The sequence below is a fragment of the Suttonella sp. genome (assembly GCF_056855035.1).
This window is the reverse complement of sequence record NZ_JBXGGR010000007.1, coordinates 21331-38374: the sequence shown is the minus strand read 5'-3', so window position 1 is coordinate 38374 and position 17044 is coordinate 21331. Positions and strand designations below refer to the sequence as shown.

General features: G+C 49.0%; 15 protein-coding genes and 2 pseudogenes. 6 read left to right on the top strand and 11 right to left on the bottom strand.

All coding sequences use genetic code 11. From position 1 onward, the window contains the following. The 6 genes from ACJHVI_RS00925 to ACJHVI_RS00900 are packed head-to-tail and all read right to left on the bottom strand — an operon-like array spanning position 1 to position 5719. Positions 1 to 705, bottom strand: coding sequence for an SPOR domain-containing protein (locus tag ACJHVI_RS00925; RefSeq protein ID WP_483182703.1), 705 nt, complete (start codon positions 703 to 705; stop codon positions 1 to 3). Next, on the bottom strand, positions 698 to 1987 hold the full coding sequence (locus ACJHVI_RS00920) for a bifunctional folylpolyglutamate synthase/dihydrofolate synthase (protein ID WP_483182702.1): 1290 nt from the start codon (positions 1985 to 1987) through the stop codon (positions 698 to 700). Before ACJHVI_RS00920 ends, ACJHVI_RS00925 begins: the two co-directional genes overlap by 8 nt. Continuing rightward, positions 1984 to 3069 carry an acetyl-CoA carboxylase, carboxyltransferase subunit beta gene (gene accD / locus ACJHVI_RS00915; protein WP_483182701.1) on the bottom strand — a complete coding sequence of 362 codons (1086 nt, stop codon included), beginning with the start codon at positions 3067 to 3069 and terminating at the stop codon, positions 1984 to 1986. The genes ACJHVI_RS00920 and accD overlap by 4 nt, the downstream gene beginning before the upstream one ends. 10 nt (positions 3070 to 3079) lie before the next feature. Beyond that, entirely contained in the window at positions 3080 to 3886 is an 807-nt protein-coding gene (trpA, locus tag ACJHVI_RS00910; protein WP_483182700.1) for a tryptophan synthase subunit alpha, read from the bottom strand. 7 nt (positions 3887 to 3893) lie between these two features. After that, positions 3894 to 5099, bottom strand: coding sequence for a tryptophan synthase subunit beta (trpB, locus tag ACJHVI_RS00905; RefSeq protein WP_483182699.1), 1206 nt, complete (start codon positions 5097 to 5099; stop codon positions 3894 to 3896). Further along, complete coding sequence (locus ACJHVI_RS00900; protein WP_483182698.1) at positions 5096 to 5719, bottom strand: phosphoribosylanthranilate isomerase; 624 nt, start codon at positions 5717 to 5719, stop codon at positions 5096 to 5098. The genes trpB and ACJHVI_RS00900 overlap by 4 nt, the downstream gene beginning before the upstream one ends. 142 nt (positions 5720 to 5861) lie before the next feature. On the opposite strand from ACJHVI_RS00900, the gene ACJHVI_RS00895 reads away from it, so the two are divergent. The 6 genes and pseudogenes from ACJHVI_RS00895 (at position 5862) to ACJHVI_RS00870 (ending at position 9659) form a co-directional block, all read left to right on the top strand. After that, positions 5862 to 6326 carry an invasion associated locus B family protein gene (locus tag ACJHVI_RS00895; RefSeq protein WP_483182697.1) on the top strand — a complete coding sequence of 155 codons (465 nt, stop codon included), beginning with the start codon at positions 5862 to 5864 and terminating at the stop codon, positions 6324 to 6326. A gap of 68 nt (positions 6327 to 6394) precedes the next feature. After that, the gene (locus tag ACJHVI_RS00890) at positions 6395 to 7063 is read left to right on the top strand and encodes an HAD-IB family phosphatase (protein WP_483182696.1); all 669 of its coding nucleotides are present in this window, start codon (positions 6395 to 6397) and stop codon (positions 7061 to 7063) included. Next, positions 7060 to 7275: pseudogene (locus tag ACJHVI_RS00885) on the top strand (helicase HerA domain-containing protein); the annotation flags it as partial. The gene ACJHVI_RS00890 and the pseudogene ACJHVI_RS00885, both read left to right, overlap by 4 nt. Before the next feature lie 36 nt (positions 7276 to 7311). After that, positions 7312 to 7425, top strand: a pseudogene (locus tag ACJHVI_RS00880) (IS30 family transposase); the annotation flags it as partial. A gap of 10 nt (positions 7426 to 7435) precedes the next feature. Beyond that, a complete protein-coding gene (locus ACJHVI_RS00875) occupies positions 7436 to 7819 on the top strand; it encodes a hypothetical protein (RefSeq protein WP_483182695.1) in 384 nt (127 codons plus the stop codon). A 118-nt stretch (positions 7820 to 7937) separates the two neighbouring features. Then, on the top strand, positions 7938 to 9659 hold the full coding sequence (locus ACJHVI_RS00870) for an ATP-binding protein (protein ID WP_483182694.1): 1722 nt from the start codon (positions 7938 to 7940) through the stop codon (positions 9657 to 9659). Positions 9660 to 10050: 391 nt separating this feature from the next. Here ACJHVI_RS00870 and rlmB read toward each other — a convergent pair whose 3' ends face one another. From rlmB to ACJHVI_RS00845, 5 genes are all read right to left on the bottom strand, one after another. Beyond that, positions 10051 to 10782 carry a 23S rRNA (guanosine(2251)-2'-O)-methyltransferase RlmB gene (gene rlmB / locus ACJHVI_RS00865; RefSeq protein WP_483182693.1) on the bottom strand — a complete coding sequence of 244 codons (732 nt, stop codon included), beginning with the start codon at positions 10780 to 10782 and terminating at the stop codon, positions 10051 to 10053. Next, complete coding sequence (rnr, locus tag ACJHVI_RS00860) at positions 10779 to 13142, bottom strand: ribonuclease R (protein ID WP_483182692.1); 2364 nt, start codon at positions 13140 to 13142, stop codon at positions 10779 to 10781. Before rnr ends, rlmB begins: the two co-directional genes overlap by 4 nt. A 66-nt stretch (positions 13143 to 13208) precedes the next feature. Next, positions 13209 to 15092: a polysaccharide biosynthesis protein gene (locus ACJHVI_RS00855; RefSeq protein WP_483182712.1), complete on the bottom strand. Its 1884-nt coding sequence runs from the start codon at positions 15090 to 15092 to the stop codon at positions 13209 to 13211. Positions 15093 to 15094: 2 nt separating this feature from the next. Beyond that, positions 15095 to 16276, bottom strand: coding sequence for a DegT/DnrJ/EryC1/StrS family aminotransferase (locus ACJHVI_RS00850; RefSeq protein ID WP_483182691.1), 1182 nt, complete (start codon positions 16274 to 16276; stop codon positions 15095 to 15097). A 17-nt stretch (positions 16277 to 16293) separates the two neighbouring features. Continuing rightward, positions 16294 to 17037 (bottom strand): Fic family protein, encoded by a 744-nt coding sequence (locus tag ACJHVI_RS00845; RefSeq protein WP_483182690.1) that lies wholly within the window; start codon positions 17035 to 17037, stop codon positions 16294 to 16296. Positions 17038 to 17044: the final 7 nt, after the last annotated feature.

The window sequence follows — 17044 nt, the reverse complement described above, 5'->3', positions numbered from 1 at the left end:
CTAACGATTAATCTGTCGCGCATTCACACCCATCGCCGATAAGCTGCTCAAGGTATCAGATACGCGGTTGCTGGCAATCGGTCCGACATAGACGCGATGATAGGTTTTGCCGTTAACCGTCGCCGCTTCGACAACGGCAGGCAAACTCTTACCGCGAATATTGGCTGCTAAACGGTCGGCATTGGCTTTTTCGCCGAAAGAGCCGGCTTGAATCCATGTCGAACCCTGTGCTTGCGCAGACGGAGCGGCAGTTGGCTTGGCGGGAGCCGTTGCAGGCGGTGTTGCCGCCCTATTATTGCTTTGAGCATTCGCCAAGCTTTCTAATTGAATATTGTTATTTTGCGCTGTCGGTGCGCTTTGATTGCTCTGTGCTGTCAGCGGCGGCGCATGAGTTTCGGGCACATTCGAGCTGCTATCCGTGCTTTGATTCGGACTTGCCAAGACCGGCGGCGCACCTCTATCGCTTTCCATATCCTGCAAAGAAGTCAGGGAAATCTCGGGCTGCGGCGGCTGAGCGGTTTCGGAAGGGCCTTTTTGTTCCGCTGGGGTTTTGCGTCCCTCAGGCGTCAAGGCGATTACCTCTTCGTTTTTTTTACCCTCCAATATTGCAGGCGGCACTTTCGGATGAAACCAGCCGTCGAAAAAAAACACACCTATAACCGCGAGAATTATCACGCCTAAAACGCGTGCCAACCAGTTATTCATTGCTCTCCCATTGAGTTAAGACTTCAGTTACCGTCACAAAAGACCCCATTATCACAATCGCATCATTCTTTGCCGCCTGCTGCTGCGCCGCCGCCAATGCGCCTTGCACATCCTCATATGCCGCGACGGTTTTGCCGATTAAGAGCGACGCGACTTGCGCGGCAATTTCCGCCGCATCGCTGCCGCGCGCGCCTTGCAAAGAGGCAAAATACCAAGCATCGCCGACTTCTGCAAGATGCGCCACAATCGCGGCATGATCCTTATCTGCCAACATACCGCAGACGATATGAAAACGCTCCTGCGGACGGCGGATACTGCGTAAAAAAGCTGCCAATACTTCGGCGCTGTCCTGATTATGCGCCACATCAATCACATAACGCGGACGCCCATCTTTAAGCATCAGACGCGCGGGATTATACGCCTGTCTTAATGTCTGACTCAGCACCGCCCGATTCAGCGGCAGGCGGTCTGCCAAAGCGCTCGCAACCGCGGCAAAATGTCCGTATTGATGCACCCCTTGCAATAAAGCCGGCAAGGGCAAATCTGCAAATACCGCCTGCGGCAAATGCAAAGACAGACTATCTGCCGCCGCTTGCACGCTGAAATCGCGCCCGTATTGCATGACCGGCGTATGCAAGGCTTGCGCGGCATCAAACAAAGCAGCAGGCGCATTGTCATCGGCAAAGAAGATTTTTTGTCCCCGCCGCATAATGCCGGCTTTTTCGGCGGCGATTTCCGCCACCGTTTCACCCAGCCATTGCTGATGATCCAAGCCGATCCGCGTAAACACGGCGGCATCCGCATCAATCAAATTGACCGCGTCCAAACGCCCGCCTAAGCCGACTTCCAAAATTGCGACTTGCGGTCGCTTTTGCGCCATCAAATAAAAGGCTGCCAAGGCAGACCATTCGAAATAGGTTAAAGAAATCTCGCCGCGCGCAATATCGACCGCGTCAAAGGCGGCACAGAGTTCCGCCGCATCGACCATTTGTCCGTCAAAACGAATCCGCTCGCGATAATCAAGCAAATGCGGCGAGGTAAAACTCGCCGTAGAAACGCCTGCCGCTTGGCAGAGCGCCTCCGCCCACGCCACACAGGAACCTTTGCCGTTCGTGCCAGAAACACTGAGGATATAATCGGCTAGACGCGGCGCGCCCAAAGCCTGCCAGACCGCCCCAATTCTGGTTAATCCCAAATCCCAGCTTTTCGGATGCGCCTGTTCCTGCCAAGCCAGCCAAGCCGCCAAATCATTTTGTCCGCGCGGTGCGGCTACTGTGCTCATGATCTCTCTTCTGTACCGTTCTCATTGCCAGATGCAGCTGCTTCTTGGCTGTGCTGCTGCGCAGCGGCTTCTGCCGCCTCTTCGCGTACAGGATGGGCAATGCCGCCGCTGTCTGCCGCCGTTTCCTGCAAATCATTCGGCGCGCTTTCCGCCGCAGCATTGTCTGCTACAGCTTCGACAATCGTTTCTGTCGTACTGACCGGCTCCGGCTCAGAGACATATTCCGGCGCCGCCTCATTAAGCAACATAGCACAGATGCTTGCCAATTCTTCGCGCATGCGGCGACGGTCGACAATCATGTCAATCGCGCCTTTTTCAAGTAAAAATTCGCTGCGCTGGAAGCCTTCGGGCAAGGTTTCGCGCACCGTTTGCTCAATCACGCGCGGACCGGCAAAGCCGATTAAGGCGCCCGGCTCGGCGATAATCAAATCGCCCAACATGGCAAAAGAAGCGGACACCCCGCCCATCGTAGGGTCGGTTAAGACCGAGATAAAGGGCAATCCCGCCTTATGCAGCTGCGTTAATGCGGCGGAGGTTTTCGCCATTTGCATCAAAGAGGTCAATCCCTCCTGCATCCGCGCGCCGCCGCTGGCGGCAAAGCAGACAAAGGGCGTTTTATGTGCAATGGCATGTTCCACCGCGCGCACAAAGCGTTCGCCCACCACAGAGCCCATCGAACCGCCCATATAGGAAAATTCAAAAGCCGCCGCCGTGAAATCTCGCCCTAAAATTTTACCTGCCATGGCAATCAGCGCATCGCTTTCGCCGCTGGCCTTATTGGCTTGGCTAATCCGATCTTTGTAGCGTTTGCTGTCTTTGAATTTCAAAAAATCAATCGGCTGCAATTCTTTGGCAATTTCTTGGATTTCCGTATCCGCATCAAAGAGATTCTGCAAACGCTCGCGCGCGCTGATGCGCATATGATGCCCGCATTCGGGGCAGACATATTGCGCGTTTTTCACATCTTGCCGATACAAGGTGCGGCTGCAACTGCTGCACTTCAGCCATAAACCGTCTGGAATTTGCTGATTTTTATTTTTGGTTTTGATGCGCGAGGGCATCAAATTATCAAACCAACCCATGTTTTTCCTCTCAATTATCCAGAGCTTGTCGGATAGTTTCTACAAATGTTCTTGCCGCCTGCGGCACATCCTGCCCCTCTTGCGCGGCCTGCCATAATTTGGCGACCAAAGCCGAGCCGATAATCACACCGTCGGCAAATGCCGCCATTGCCTTGGCGGTTGCGCCGTCGCGAATACCGAAGCCAATGCAGACAGGCGTTTTTGTTTGGGTTTTGATGTCTTCTACCGCATGACGAATCGCTTCCGCCTGTGCTTCCTGTTTGCCCGTTACCCCGCGCAAAGACACATAGTAAATAAAGCCTTCTGCGGCGGCGATAATTTTATGTTGCCGCTCGGCGCCGGTGGTAGGCGCCAGCAATTGAATCGCGGTCATATTATTCGCGCTCAAGTCCGCCGCATAATCCGGCAAAGCCTCAATCGGGCAATCGACCAAAATGACCGCATCCACGCCGCTTTGCGCCGCCGCCTGCATACTCTGGGCAAAGCCGCGGCGCTCAAAACTGTTCAAATAACCCATTAAAACAATCGGCGTTGCACTATCTTGCTGACGAAATTCCGCCGCCATCGCCAAAACATCCGGCAGACTCACGCCGCGCGCCAAAGCACGCTCATTGGCTAATTGAATCGTTTCGCCGTCTGCGGCAGGGTCGGAGAAAGGAATGCCCAATTCCAGAATATTCGCTCCGCCCGCCACCAAGGCATGCATCACGTTCACGCATTGTTCCGGCAGCGGATCGCCGGCAGAAATATAAGGAATCAATGCTTTGCAGCCGTTTTCTGCCAAAGCGGCGAAAACCGCTTCCATTCTCTTACTCATGCTTACCTCACAAAGTGATGCCGTCTAAGGCGGCAATCGTATTAATGTCTTTGTCGCCGCGCCCTGAGAGATTGACCACAATGCGCTTACCCTTGCCCAATTCTTTTGCCAATTTCATCGCATGCGCCAAGGCGTGCGAGGATTCTAAAGCAGGGATAATCCCTTCCAAATGACATAAATCATGGAAGGCCGCCAAGGCTTCCTCATCTGTCGCCGCCACATATTCAGCACGACCGCTGGCTTGCAAAAAGGCATGCTCGGGTCCAACGCCGGGATAGTCCAAACCGGCAGAAATCGAATGCGTTGCGGCGATTTGTCCGTCTTCATTGCTCATAATCCGCGTGCGGTTGCCGTGCAGCACCCCAATGGGCGCGCCGACGCTTAAAGGCGCGGCATGTTCGTCCGTATGCAAACCGCGTCCCCCTGCTTCCACGCCGACAATGCGCACGCCGGCATCGTCATAGAAAGGATAGAACAGCCCGATCGCATTCGAGCCACCGCCTACGCAAGCCACTACCGCATCGGGCAAAGCACCGAATTGTTCTTGACATTGCGCTTTGGCTTCCTCGCCGATAACCTTTTGAAAATCGCGCACCAACATCGGATAAGGATGCGGGCCTGCCACCGTGCCGATGATGTAAAACGTGTCGTCAATGTGGGCGACCCAATCGCGCATCGCCTCGTTCATCGCATCTTTGAGCGTCCGCGAGCCGGATTTCACCGCCACCACTTCCGCACCGAGCAATTTCATGCGATAGACATTCGGCGCTTGACGCTGTACGTCATCAGCGCCCATATAGACCACGCATTCCAAGCCCAAACGCGCGGCGACCGTCGCCGTTGCCACGCCGTGCTGCCCCGCACCGGTTTCGGCAATCACGCGCCGTTTTGCCAAACGTTCCGCCAACAAGGCTTGCCCAATGGTATTATTGACCTTATGCGCGCCCGTATGATTCAAATCCTCGCGTTTGAGCCAAATTTCCGCACCGTCTACGCGTTCGCTCAAACGTTTGGCGAAATACAAAGGCGAGGGACGCCCGACATAATGGCGCAATTCCTCGCGATAACGCTGCCAAAAAGCCGGCTCATTGCGCGCGCTTTCATAAGCGTCCTGCAATTCCAAGACGGCCTGCATTAAGGTTTCGGCAACAAATTGCCCACCGAATTGGGCAAAATAACCGCGTGCATCAGGATATTGATAATAATCTGTCATAAAGCTGCTGCTCTTGCTTGAGAAATAAAAGCCTGCATTTTAGCAAATGATTTCCGTGCCGGCGCACTTTCCACACCCGAAGACACATCGACCGCCCAAGGGCGCACCGCTTTTACCGCCGCCGCCACATTCTCGACATCCAAGCCGCCCGCCAAAATCAGCGGTTTAGACATCTCAGGAATCTTCTCCCAATCAAATACTTTCCCGCTACCGCCGCTGGATTGCGCCCCGAAAGCATCCAATAAAAAACCGTCCGCCTGCGCATAAGTGCTGCAATACTGCGCGACCGCGGCGCTGTCGGGCAAATCCTGCATCGGCACCGCCTTAATCCAACGCCGCCCGAAACCGGCGCAAAACGCCGCTTCTTCCTGACCGTGAAATTGCAAGACCTCCAGCGGCACTTTATCTAATACCGCCTGCACAAATGCCGCTTCAGGATTTACGAATAAGCCCACGCTTTGCACAAAAGGCGGCACCGCCGATAACAATGCCGCCGCCTGTTCAATCGAAACCGCGCGTTTTGAAGGCGGATAAAAGACAAAGCCCAAAGCATCCGCCCCCGCCGCTGCCGCTGCCTGCACATCTTCCGCGCAGCTTAAACCGCAAATTTTTATCCGCATGAAGCCCCCTGAAAATGGCATATCTTAGCATAGGCGCAGTGCCCCGCCGGGCTGTCGAAAACATTGCGAAATGAAAATCTGCTTGCCTAAGACAATATACTTGCTAAACTGATACAAATTTTCATTTATATGGAGAGGAACCATGAAATTCAAACAACTCTTGATTGCCGCCGTTTTAGGCACCGGTCTTGCCGCCCAAGCCGCCGTTACTAACGGACAAAAATACGGCGACTGGCAAGGCGTTTGCCAAGAAGGCATGTGCGGCATCATGCAAGAAGCGAAAAACCAAGCCGGTACCGTTGTCGGCTTATTAGCGATTAGAAAAGTGCCTGAAGCCAATAATCAGGCGGTTTTATTCATTACCGTGCCTTTAGGCGTAGTCCTACATGCCGGCATCGGCATTGCCGTTGATACGAAAGAAGTGAAAAGTGTCCCCTTGGATTACTGCTCGCCGGGCGGCTGCCATGTTGCCGTTCCTTTAGAAAGCGATATATTAAATAAAATCAAAGCAGGTAATAAATTGCAAATCGCCACCTTCGCCGGCGGTCAGCAGCAAACCGTAGAATTTTCCTTAAAAGGCGTTACTTCAGGCATTAACGCACTCTAATGCCATCATAAAAAGCCGGATAAAACCGGCTTTTTTATTGTCCGCTTTTCTCTCACACAGGATTGACCATGCCCCTTTTTCCCCTGCCGCAAGCCCTTATTTTTGATTGCGATTCCACCCTAAGCACGATTGAAGGCATTGACGAACTGGCGGCGGCAAAAAATTGTCGTGCCGAAATCGCCGCCCTTACTGACCGTGCCATGAACGGCGAAGTGCCGCTAGAAGCCGTTTATGCCAAAAGGCTGGAGATTATCCGCCCGAGCCGCAGCGACGTGCGGGCAATTGCGGATTTATATGTCGCCAATCCCTGTCTGCATACGCAAGAAATTGTGCGGCATTTGCAGAACAAAGGCGTACGGATCGGCATTGTCAGCGGCGGTTTGCTGGACGCGGTGCTGCCCTTCGGACAATCGCTGGGCATTGCCGAGGAAGATATTTTCGCCGTTGCCTTGGATTATGATGCGCAGGGCAATTATCGCAGCGTGCCGCCCAGCCCCTTAACGACCGCCGCCGGCAAATTCGAGGTCGTAGCGCAATGGAAAGCCCGTCATCAATTCAAAAGTCTGCATTTGGTCGGCGACGGCATGAGCGATGTTGCCGCGCTCGGAAAAGCGGCGGCAGATGTGGTTATCGGCTACGGCGGCGTCATTGCCCGCCCCGCCGTACGCGAACAAGCCAGCATTTTTATCGAGCAGGCGGATTTGCTCGCATTACTCGCCTTATGGGAGGACGCATGAATCAAATTCCTGAAAACATCGGACAATTTTATCTGGGCAATGAAATTAAGCCGGAGCAACGCCCCCTGCTCTACGATGCCGCGGATTTATGCACTCATGCCGTGATTATCGGCATGACCGGTTCGGGCAAAACCGGATTGGGCATCAGCCTCTTGGAAGAAGCGGCATTAGACAATATCCCCGTCATCGCCATTGACCCCAAAGGCGATTTATAATCAAGGAATCCAAAAAAGGTTACACTAAAACTTATGGCATATAGTCGGAGAAGTGAAAAAGTAGTACATGGCGGCGAGCCGCAGACAGTACAAGAGCGTACGGCAAGGCGAGCCAACGCCGTAATACTTTTTCTATTCTTTGACTATAGGCAATCTCTTGCTCAATTTTCCCCGTTTGCAGGCAGAAGATTTTCTGCCTTATGCCGATGCCGACGTCTTAGCCCAACAAGGCATCGATGCGCCGATATGGGCGGAAAATACCGCCAAGCAATGGCGGCAAGGTATTGAACAATCAGGACAAAGCAGCGAACGCATGCAAATGCTCAAAGCCGGCAATCCCGTGCATCTCTACACACCGGGCAGCAGCCTTGGTCTGCCGCTGGCACTAATCGGTGATTTCCCGCCGCCGCCCGCCGAAATTCAAGCCAATCGCGAAGCCTATGCCGACTATCTTGACAGCAGCGCGGCAAGCCTGCTTGCCTTGCTCAAGCAAGACAATGACAGTCTGTCGCCGGCGCATGTCTTTCTCACGCACATATAGTCAAAGATTTCAAAAAGAGTTACAGTTTTGATTCATTTTGCTGTACTCTCTATAACGCTCGCAGCTTGATATTTTGTGTCACTTTTTCAGTTCTTCGACTATATTCAATCATTTCTGGATGCAGCAGCAAAGCATCGACTTGGGTGGTTTGATTGCCGCCATCAGCCGACCGCCTTTTGAAAAAATCGGCATCTTGCCGCTTTCGCAAGTCTTTCCGGAAAAATCGCGCCAATCCCTTGCCTTGGGACTGAACAACCTTCTTGCCGCGCCGGGCTTCGCCCAATGGCGCAGCGGCAAAACGCTGGATTGCGAAAGCCTGTTTTACAGCCCTAAAAAACGCGCCCAAACCAGCATTTTAAACATCGCGCATTTAAGCGACAGCGAAAGAATGTATTTTGTCAGCCTGCTGCTGGCGAAACTGATTGCCTGGATGCGCCGCCAACAAGGCACTTCCACCCTGCGCGCCATTCTCTATATGGACGAAATCGCCGGCTATCTGCTGCCGCCTAACAGCAATCCCGCCAGCAAAGCTGCCTTCCTGACCTTGCTCAAACAGGCGCGCGCCTTTGGTCTCGGACTCGTTCTGTCCACGCAAAACCCGATTGATTTGGACTACAAAGCCCTTTCCAATGCCAGCACATGGTTTATCGGACGCCTGCAAACCGCGCAAGACCGCAAGCGTCTGCGCGAAGGTCTGCTCAGCGCGGGCGAAGCCGGCTTAAATGCCGCAGAACTCGACCAATGGTTCGACCAACTGGGCAAACGTCAATTCCTCATGAAAAACATTCATGAAAATACGCCCTGCATCCTGCAAACCCGCTGGGCAATGAGCTATCTGGCAGGACCGCTCGGCGCCGAACATATCCGCCGACTCAGCCAAAATACCGATGGCGCCGATAAGACTTCAAAAGACAAACATCCTCATTCGGCGCATCAGCATCCCGCCCTGCTGCCCAATGGGATTGCCACCTATTATGTGCCCGGCGGCAAAAACGACGCGCCGGCGCATTATTTTCCGATCCTGCTTGCCGCCGCCAGCTTGTTCTATCAAGACGCCAAAGCCGATATCCGCACTGAAAATAAAATCTTACTCAATGTCGCCCTAGAGGAAAATGGCGATATCGATTGGACGCAAGCCGCTCCTCTGGCGCTCAATCTCGAGCAATTGCAAAGCAGCCCGACACAGCCGGCACATTTCCACCCTGCACCGCCAAGCCTAGGCGACAGCAAATGCTGGACGGCATGGGAACGTAGCCTCAAAACCGCTTTGCGCCAATTCAACAGTCTGGAAATTTTCTATGCGCCGGATTTTAAAATTTACAGCGAAGCTGGCGAAAGCGAACAGACCTTCCGCAACCGCCTCAGCACTGCCGCGCACGAACAACGCGACCAAGCCGTGCAAAAACTGCGCCAAAGCTATAACAGCAAGCAAATGCGATTAGCGCGCCAGCAAATCAGCGCCGAACAAGCCCTTGAAAGAGAAAATGCGCAAGCCTCAAACAGCCTGCTCAGCACAGGCATTGCCATCGGTGGCGCCTTGCTGGGCGCATTCACAGGACGCAAAGTGCTGTCGCAAAGCAATATCAACCGTGCCGCCAGCGCCATACGCAAAGCCGGCAATATCGGCAAGGAGCGCCAAGACCTTGCCGCGGCAAAAGAAAAAGCTGCCTTGATTGAGCAGGAAATTGCCGCCGTAGAACAGGAATTGGCGCAAGCCCTTGCCGACATCGAATACCGCTACCGCGTGGAAAATCTCAATATTGAACGCAAAAGCATTCATGCCAAAGCCGCCGATATTCGGATTGATTTCTTAGCGCTCTTATATCAGCCTTTGGTTTAAACACAGTCAATTCATGACAAATACGAACATTATATTTTTAACCTTAGCTTAGGCGTTTATGCCAGAAAGCACTCGCATGACAAATTGTGATGGATATAAATATCTAAACTACTAATTTATAAAGAAGTATGTCGGATTCTTGAATCCGACAAATTGATATTTCAAGCAATGTCGGATACAAGTAGCTAACCTAACCATCAAAAAGTGATTGATTTTGCTATGTTTCAACACGTAGAGCGACACATAAAGCGTCGCTCTACGTGTTGTCCTGAATTGGAAGAGATTACACCTCTCCCACAAAATTATCCTCCCTAAAGGGAGGGGCTTCAACCAGTAAGGAAATTTTGATGAATTTACTATATTTGTCATGCTTGTGTGAGTTCAAATACACTTAGGCACCCGACAAACGCTGCCTTCTCGCTTCAAACAGCATCACGCCGCAAGCAACCGATACATTCAGACTTTCCATGCCCTCCGCCATCGGAATGGCGGCGAGATAATCGCAGCACTCCCGCAATCCGAAACGGATGCCCTCGCCTTCATTGCCGACAATCATTACCAGTCCGCCGCGCAAATCAAGACTGTAGAGGGAAACGCTTTCTTCGCCGGCGCCGCCGACAACCCACAGCCCTTTTTCCTTCATCGCCTCGACTTCGCGCTTGAGATTGGCAACGCGGAAAATCGGCAACACTTCCGATGCACCGCAGGAAACTTTATGCACGACCGGCGTAATATCCGCCGAACGACTGTTGGGCAGCAATACGGCATCCACGCCCGCTGCCAAAGCGCTGCGCAGACAAGCACCGAGATTATGCGGATCTTGAATGCCGTCCAAGACCAATATCAGCGGCTGCTCGATACCGGCGATTGCCGCCTGCCAATTCGCCGCCTGCTCCGCCACAAGACATTCCGCGGCAATACCCTGATGGCGCACGTCGGGCAGACGCATATCAATGCCGTAAAGCGGCACGCGTTCAATCGCAATACCCTGCGCCAGCATATCTTCCAGCAATACAGCCAAATTCTTGCTTTTTTTGCCTTCGACGATTTCCGCCCGCAGAATGCGTTTATCCATCAAGGCTTGGCGGACGGCATGTATGCCGCCAATCCATTGTGTTTTCATTTGATTTTCCTTTTCTTCTTCGTCGCTTTTTTCTCAACAGCAGGTTTTTTGGTTTCTACGCGCTGATGCTTGCTGCTTTTGACTTTCTTTTTCGCGCGCTTCTCCGCTTTGGTCGCCTCATGGCTGGGTGCGGAAGCAGCGGTTTTATGGCGTTTGCCCGCATGATTGAGCAAAGCGAAATCGATTTTGCGGTCGTCGATATCGACTTTTGCCACGCGCACCCGCACTTGGTCAAGCATGCGGAATACATGTCCGCTACGCTCGCCCGTCAGCGAAACCGTGTCCGCATCATAATGATAATAGTCGTTGGTCAGACTGGAAACATGCACAAGCCCGTCAATGAAATAATCGTCCAAAGTAATGAATAGACCGAAGCTGGTAATATTGGAAATCTGGCCGCCGAATTCTTCGCCGATGCGATGGCTCATAAATTCGCATTTCAGGAAATCCATCGCCTCGCGCGTAGCATCGTCGGCGCGGCGTTCGGTCATGGAAGTATGTATCGCCAATTCCGTCATTTGCTCGCCGTTGTAAGCATAATTTTCCGCTGTACCGCCGCGCAAAATATGGCGAATGGCGCGATGGACGAGCAAATCGGGATAGCGGCGGATAGGAGAAGTAAAATGGGCGTAGTTTTCCAAAGCCAAGCCGAAATGCCCGCGGTTTTTGGGCGAATATACCGCCTGCTCCATTGTGCGCAACAGCATTTTCTCAATCAAGGCATAATCGGGTCGCCCTTGCGCCAAAGCCAAGACTTGCGCCAATTGCTGTGGGCTGACGCTGTCGCCGATGCGGATTTTGCCGCCCAGACCAATCCGCGACAGGTATTGCTTGAGCTTGCCTAAACGGTCAATCTCTGGCGTGTCATGCACGCGGTAAAGCGCAGGAATCTTGTGTTTGCTTAAAAATTTTGCCGCCGCAATATTCGCCACAATCATACATTCTTCAATCAATTTATGCGCTTCCAGACGTTCGCGCGCCTTAATGCTTTCGATTTTGCCTTCGCTGTCATATTCAAACTCCGCTTCCGCAAACTCGAAATTAATCGTATGCCGCGCTTCACGCGCCGCTTTTAAAATCTCATACACCGCCGCAAGCGTGTCCAAGGGGCGCAGCAATTGAGCAAAACTTTCGCGCAATAAGGCATCGCGGTCAAAAATGATTTTCTGCGCCGTTTCATAAGTCAGCCGCGCATGAGAATGCATCACCGCCTCATGAAATTTGCTCCGCTTAATGCTGCCGTCGGGTGCCAACGTGATTTCGCAGACCATACATAATCTGTCCACATGCGGATTGAGCGAACACAATCCATTGGATAATTTCTCCGGCAACATCGGAATCACGCGGTCAGGAAAATAAACGGAAGTGCCGCGCAAATGCGCCTCTTCATCCAAAGAACTGCCCATCTTCACATAATGCGACACATCGGCAATCGCCACATACAGGCAATAATTCGCGCCGCGCTTCTCTGCAAACACCGCATCGTCAAAATCGCGCGCACTAATGCCGTCAATGGTAACAAAAGGCAAATGGCGCAAATCCAGCCGATTTTCATAATCTTGCGCACGCAAAGCCTCCGGCACGGCTGCCGTTTCCTGCTGCACCGCCTCGGGAAACTCCCGCGGAATATTATGATTTTCCAAGGCGATTTCCACTTCCATGCCGGCAGCGCGCTCTTCGCCCAGAACGTGCAAAATTTTCGCCACCGCCTGGCTGTGGCGTGTGGGATATTCCACAATTTCAGCCACTACGATTTCGCCGTTTTTCGCCCCGTTGCGCTTATCGTCAGGAATGAAAAACTGCCGATTTAAACGGCGGTTCTCAGGCAAAACAAACCACAAACCCTGCAAATGGCTTAATTTGCCCACAATCCGCGCCTGACCGCGCTCCAAAATTTCTACAGGTGCATAATCCTTGCGCCCCTGCCGATCGATATCGCTGACGCGTGCTAGGATTTTGTCATCATGCATCAGCTCATTCATATACTTAGGCGGAATAAAGCCATCAGGCTCATCGCCTTCAAAATGCAGAAAACCATAACCTTCAGGATGCGCAATCACGCGCCCCGCCACTAAATCCATTTTGCGCGACAAACCGATTTGACCCTGCCGGTTCGACATCAACTGCCCCGCCCGAATCATAGCCTTTAAACGATGGCCGAATAATTCCGCCCGCGCCTCATCAAGCTGGAAAATATTGATAATCTCAGCAAAACTTAATAAACGCCCCTCTTTTTCCAAGGACTGCATAATGAACTCACGGCTCGGCAAAGGATTCTCGCCGTATTTTTCAATTTCGCGCTGATAATACGGATCCTGCCGTTGCCAATGATGCAAGGATTGAATTTTTTTCTTTGCCATCTCTATTTCTCCAAATATTATTATAAAAAATATTAGAACAGCATCCCAACTTGAAATAAAAATATTTTATGCCGAATAATTGCGTACATCTTGACTACGCTTATAACCGTCAACATAATATTCTAACTGTTCCAATACCCATTCTAAATCATTTTCCGATTCTTCTAATATTGCCATGCGTTCAATCACAGTAACAATTTCATCATAAGGAAAAAACTTCTCTCTTGCTAAAAAAATAGAATCATGTAGGGTTTTTTGGGCATTTTCTTTATCAATGAGTAATTCTTCATATAATTTTTCACCTGCACGCAATCCTGAATACTGGATTTCAATATCGCCTTCTTGATTAGCTTGCTCTTTAAATGTTAAACCGCTTAACTTGATCATTTGACGAGCTAAATCTTGAATCCGAACAGGTTCTCCCATATCTAATAAAAACACATCGCCTCCCGTCCCCAAAGCTCCGGCCTGAATGACCAACTGCGAAGCCTCTGGGATAGTCATAAAATAGCGAGTAACATCAGGATGGGTAACCGTAATTGGTCCGCCTTTGGCAATTTGCTGTTTAAACAAAGGTACAACCGAACCGGAAGAGCCCAATACATTGCCAAAACGTACCATGCTAATTTGAGTTTGATGTGGCTTTTCTGCCATTGCCTGACAATACAGCTCCGCCATACGCTTGGATGCGCCCATCACATTAGTAGGTCGAACAGCTTTATCTGTTGAAATCAAAACAAATGTTTCAACACCTTTGTTGACAGATGCATTGACACTGAAAGCCGTACCAACCGCATTGTTTTTCAAGCCTGCAATCGGATTAGCCTCTACTAAAGGAACATGTTTGTATGCAGCCGCATGATAAACCGTTTGCACTTGATATTGCTCAATAATACGTTCCAATTTAACTTGTTCTAACACTGTACCTAAAATAGGAATAAGGTTACATTGAGCAGACTGTTGCAATTCTTTTTCTATGGCATACAAAGCAAATTCTGTTAATTCATATAAAATTAATAATCTTGGCTGATTTTTAATGATTTGGCGACACAATTCCGAACCGATTGAACCGCCTGCACCTGTTACCATCACCACTTTATTTTTAATATTCTTAGACAATAACTCTGGAATAGGAGCCACAGGATTTCTTCCTAGCAAATCAACAATATCGATATCTTGAATATCGGAAATACGAATATTCCCATCAACTAAGCGAGTTAAACCCGGTAACTCAGTAATTTTTATTGAAGAATCTTCTAAAAATTTAACAATTGCTTGTTTACGCTCACGGCTGACTGAAGGTAAAGCAATTAAAACTTCATCAATCTGATATCTTGCAAAACGTTGTTTAGCTTGCTCAGCGGAATAAACTTTCAATCCACCTAAAATACGACCATTTAAAGCAGGATTATCATCAATAAAATATAAGGGCAAATGATCTTCGGAGCGAATTAAAATACCTGCAACTTGTTGCCCTGCCGCTCCTGCTCCATAAATCACCATACGTTTACGCAATTTATGAGTTTGCAGAAATAATATCCTAATAAAGAAACGAATTACACTTCGACTAAACCAGACCCAAGCAAACATAGTAAAGCCAAACATCAACGGAATACTATTAGGAATAAAAGCAGATGTGGTACGAGCCAATAAATACAACACGATAACGGTTAGAATAGTTGCCATAGCTAAGCGACCAATCATCATCTCATTGAAACTACGCACAATAAAACGATATACACCTGTTAAGAACAAACTGAAAACCGCAACTAACGAGACCAACCATTCTCCCAACATTAAATTGGGAACAGCATCCACTGATAAATCAAACAGACGTATTACATAGCAGCCCCATAATAATAATGGAAATACAAAAAAATCAAGAAGGCTCAAAAAACTTTGTTTTAGCCTTCTTGATGCAGCAGTTAATGGGAAAATGATTGCTTTAATATTCATAACAATCCATCTATTTTTTCACATATAAAAGAAATTGCTTCTTGAGTTTTTTGTATATTTTCTTTGCTTAAGGTCGGATGCACTAAGAACATCAAACTGCTTTCGCCTAACTGTTTTGCATTCGCCAAACGCTCTTTAGGAATCCAAGGAGTACCTTCAAATGCTTTTTCTAAATAGACTTCTGAGCAAGAACCGCTATAACAAGGAACACCAAAATCATTAATTTCTTGCATAATACGGTCTCTTGACCAACCATCTGGCAATTTATTCAAATTAACTTGCACATAACATCTATAAGCAGCATGCAGATAATCATCAGTCGGTTTAAATACGGTAAAATAAGGACTATTGCTAAAAACAGATGAAATTGCATTCATATTTTCATTGCGTTTCTTCGTCCATTCAGGCATTCGTTTAAGCTGAATGCGCCCAATAACGGCCTGTACTTCCATCATGCGCCAATTTGTTCCGAAAGACTCGTGCAACCAACGAAAGCCGACAGGATGTTGCCGATTATATACTGCGTCAAAACTTTTACCATGATCTTTATACGACCACATTTTGTTCCACAAGCTCTCATCATTGGTCGTTACCATGCCACCTTCGCCACCAGTCGTTATAATTTTATCTTGACAGAAAGACCAAGCACCAATATGCCCAATAGAACCGGCTGAACGACCTTTATACATTGCACCGTGAGCTTGGGCACAATCTTCAATGACATATAAGTTTTTTTCTTGTGCCAATGCCATTATCGGATCCATATCGCACATTAAACCGGCAAGATGTACACAAATAATCGCTTTTGTATTTGGCGTTAAAACCGCTTCTATCGTACGGCGAGAAATATTTTGCGAGTCTAATTCTACATCAGCAAATACCGGATTTGCCCCTGCGGTAACAATGGAGCTTGCAGATGCTAAAAATGTACGAGAAGTTACGATCACATCATCGCCATCACCAATGCCTAGTGCCTTTAAAGCAACATCAAGTGCTAAGGTACCATTAGCTAGTGCCACAGCATATTTAGTTTGAGTATAATCCGCGAATTCTTTTTCAAATTCACGACATTCTTGTCCTGTCCAGTAATTGACTTTGTTGGAAAGAATTGTTTTTGATACCGCATCCGCTTCTTCTTGCGTAAATGACGGCCAAGGTTCAAAAGGCGTATTTAGCATAAGTTATCCTCTTTTTGTCAATAATTTTCTAATGTTTTTAATATGACACCAAGCATAAATTCAATAAATACAGTTGAATCGTTTTCTTTATCCGCTTGTGCCAAGACTTGGTAATATTCTGCTTGATAAGCGTATATAATCGTTTCAATAGGGATCCAAGCAAAAATGGGATTAGCACGACTCAGAATAACACTCTGCCATAATCGACCTATTCGACCGTTTCCATCATTAAAAGGATGAATCATTTCAATTTCATAATGGACAACCGCACTTTTAATCAAATCTGGTGTATCATCATACTTTGCCCAAGTAAATAAATCACTAATCAGCTTTTCAACAAACTGCGGTCTCGCTCCCATATGGACTAATTGTCCGGAGGCATTATAAATACCGACATCTTTACTTCTAAAATTCCCTGATTCATCAAATATTGTTTGAGTTAATAAATAATGAGCTTTTAGAAAATCCTGTACGGAATAAGGATCGTAACTAAGTATTTCATCATAAGCATCATAGGCATTTTTAACTTCTTGAATTTCTTTTGGGTGCCCTAACACTCGTTTACCGTTAAGCACCGCTGTCACTTGCTCAAAGGTCAGACTATTATTTTCAATCGCTAACGATGAATGAATAGAACGAATACGATTTTCTTTACGCAAATGTAAATTCCGCTCATACTCAATCTGTAAGGTGCCTAATTTATGGGATATTTTTACCATAAGATTAAGCATTTTATTTGTAATGGAAAATGGTGGTTTCATCTAAAAT

Bases quoted from the DNA above. Each gene is read 5' to 3' on its own strand.
- ACJHVI_RS00845 (WP_483182690.1), bottom strand. From the start codon at position 17,037: ATGAAACCACCATTTTCCATTACAAATAAAATGCTTAATCTTATGGTA.
- trpB (WP_483182699.1), bottom strand. From the start codon at position 5,099: ATGACAGATTATTATCAATATCCTGATGCACGCGGTTATTTTGCCCAA.
- ACJHVI_RS00850 (WP_483182691.1), bottom strand. From the start codon at position 16,276: ATGCTAAATACGCCTTTTGAACCTTGGCCGTCATTTACGCAAGAAGAA.
- ACJHVI_RS00870 (WP_483182694.1), top strand. From the start codon at position 7,938: ATGCAGCAGCAAAGCATCGACTTGGGTGGTTTGATTGCCGCCATCAGC.
- ACJHVI_RS00890 (WP_483182696.1), top strand. From the start codon at position 6,395: ATGCCCCTTTTTCCCCTGCCGCAAGCCCTTATTTTTGATTGCGATTCC.
- ACJHVI_RS00920 (WP_483182702.1), bottom strand. From the start codon at position 1,987: ATGAGCACAGTAGCCGCACCGCGCGGACAAAATGATTTGGCGGCTTGG.
- ACJHVI_RS00925 (WP_483182703.1), bottom strand. From the start codon at position 705: ATGAATAACTGGTTGGCACGCGTTTTAGGCGTGATAATTCTCGCGGTT.
- rlmB (WP_483182693.1), bottom strand. From the start codon at position 10,782: ATGAAAACACAATGGATTGGCGGCATACATGCCGTCCGCCAAGCCTTG.
- trpA (WP_483182700.1), bottom strand. From the start codon at position 3,886: ATGAGTAAGAGAATGGAAGCGGTTTTCGCCGCTTTGGCAGAAAACGGC.
- ACJHVI_RS00895 (WP_483182697.1), top strand. From the start codon at position 5,862: ATGAAATTCAAACAACTCTTGATTGCCGCCGTTTTAGGCACCGGTCTT.
- accD (WP_483182701.1), bottom strand. From the start codon at position 3,069: ATGGGTTGGTTTGATAATTTGATGCCCTCGCGCATCAAAACCAAAAAT.
- ACJHVI_RS00900 (WP_483182698.1), bottom strand. From the start codon at position 5,719: ATGCGGATAAAAATTTGCGGTTTAAGCTGCGCGGAAGATGTGCAGGCA.
- rnr (WP_483182692.1), bottom strand. From the start codon at position 13,142: ATGGCAAAGAAAAAAATTCAATCCTTGCATCATTGGCAACGGCAGGAT.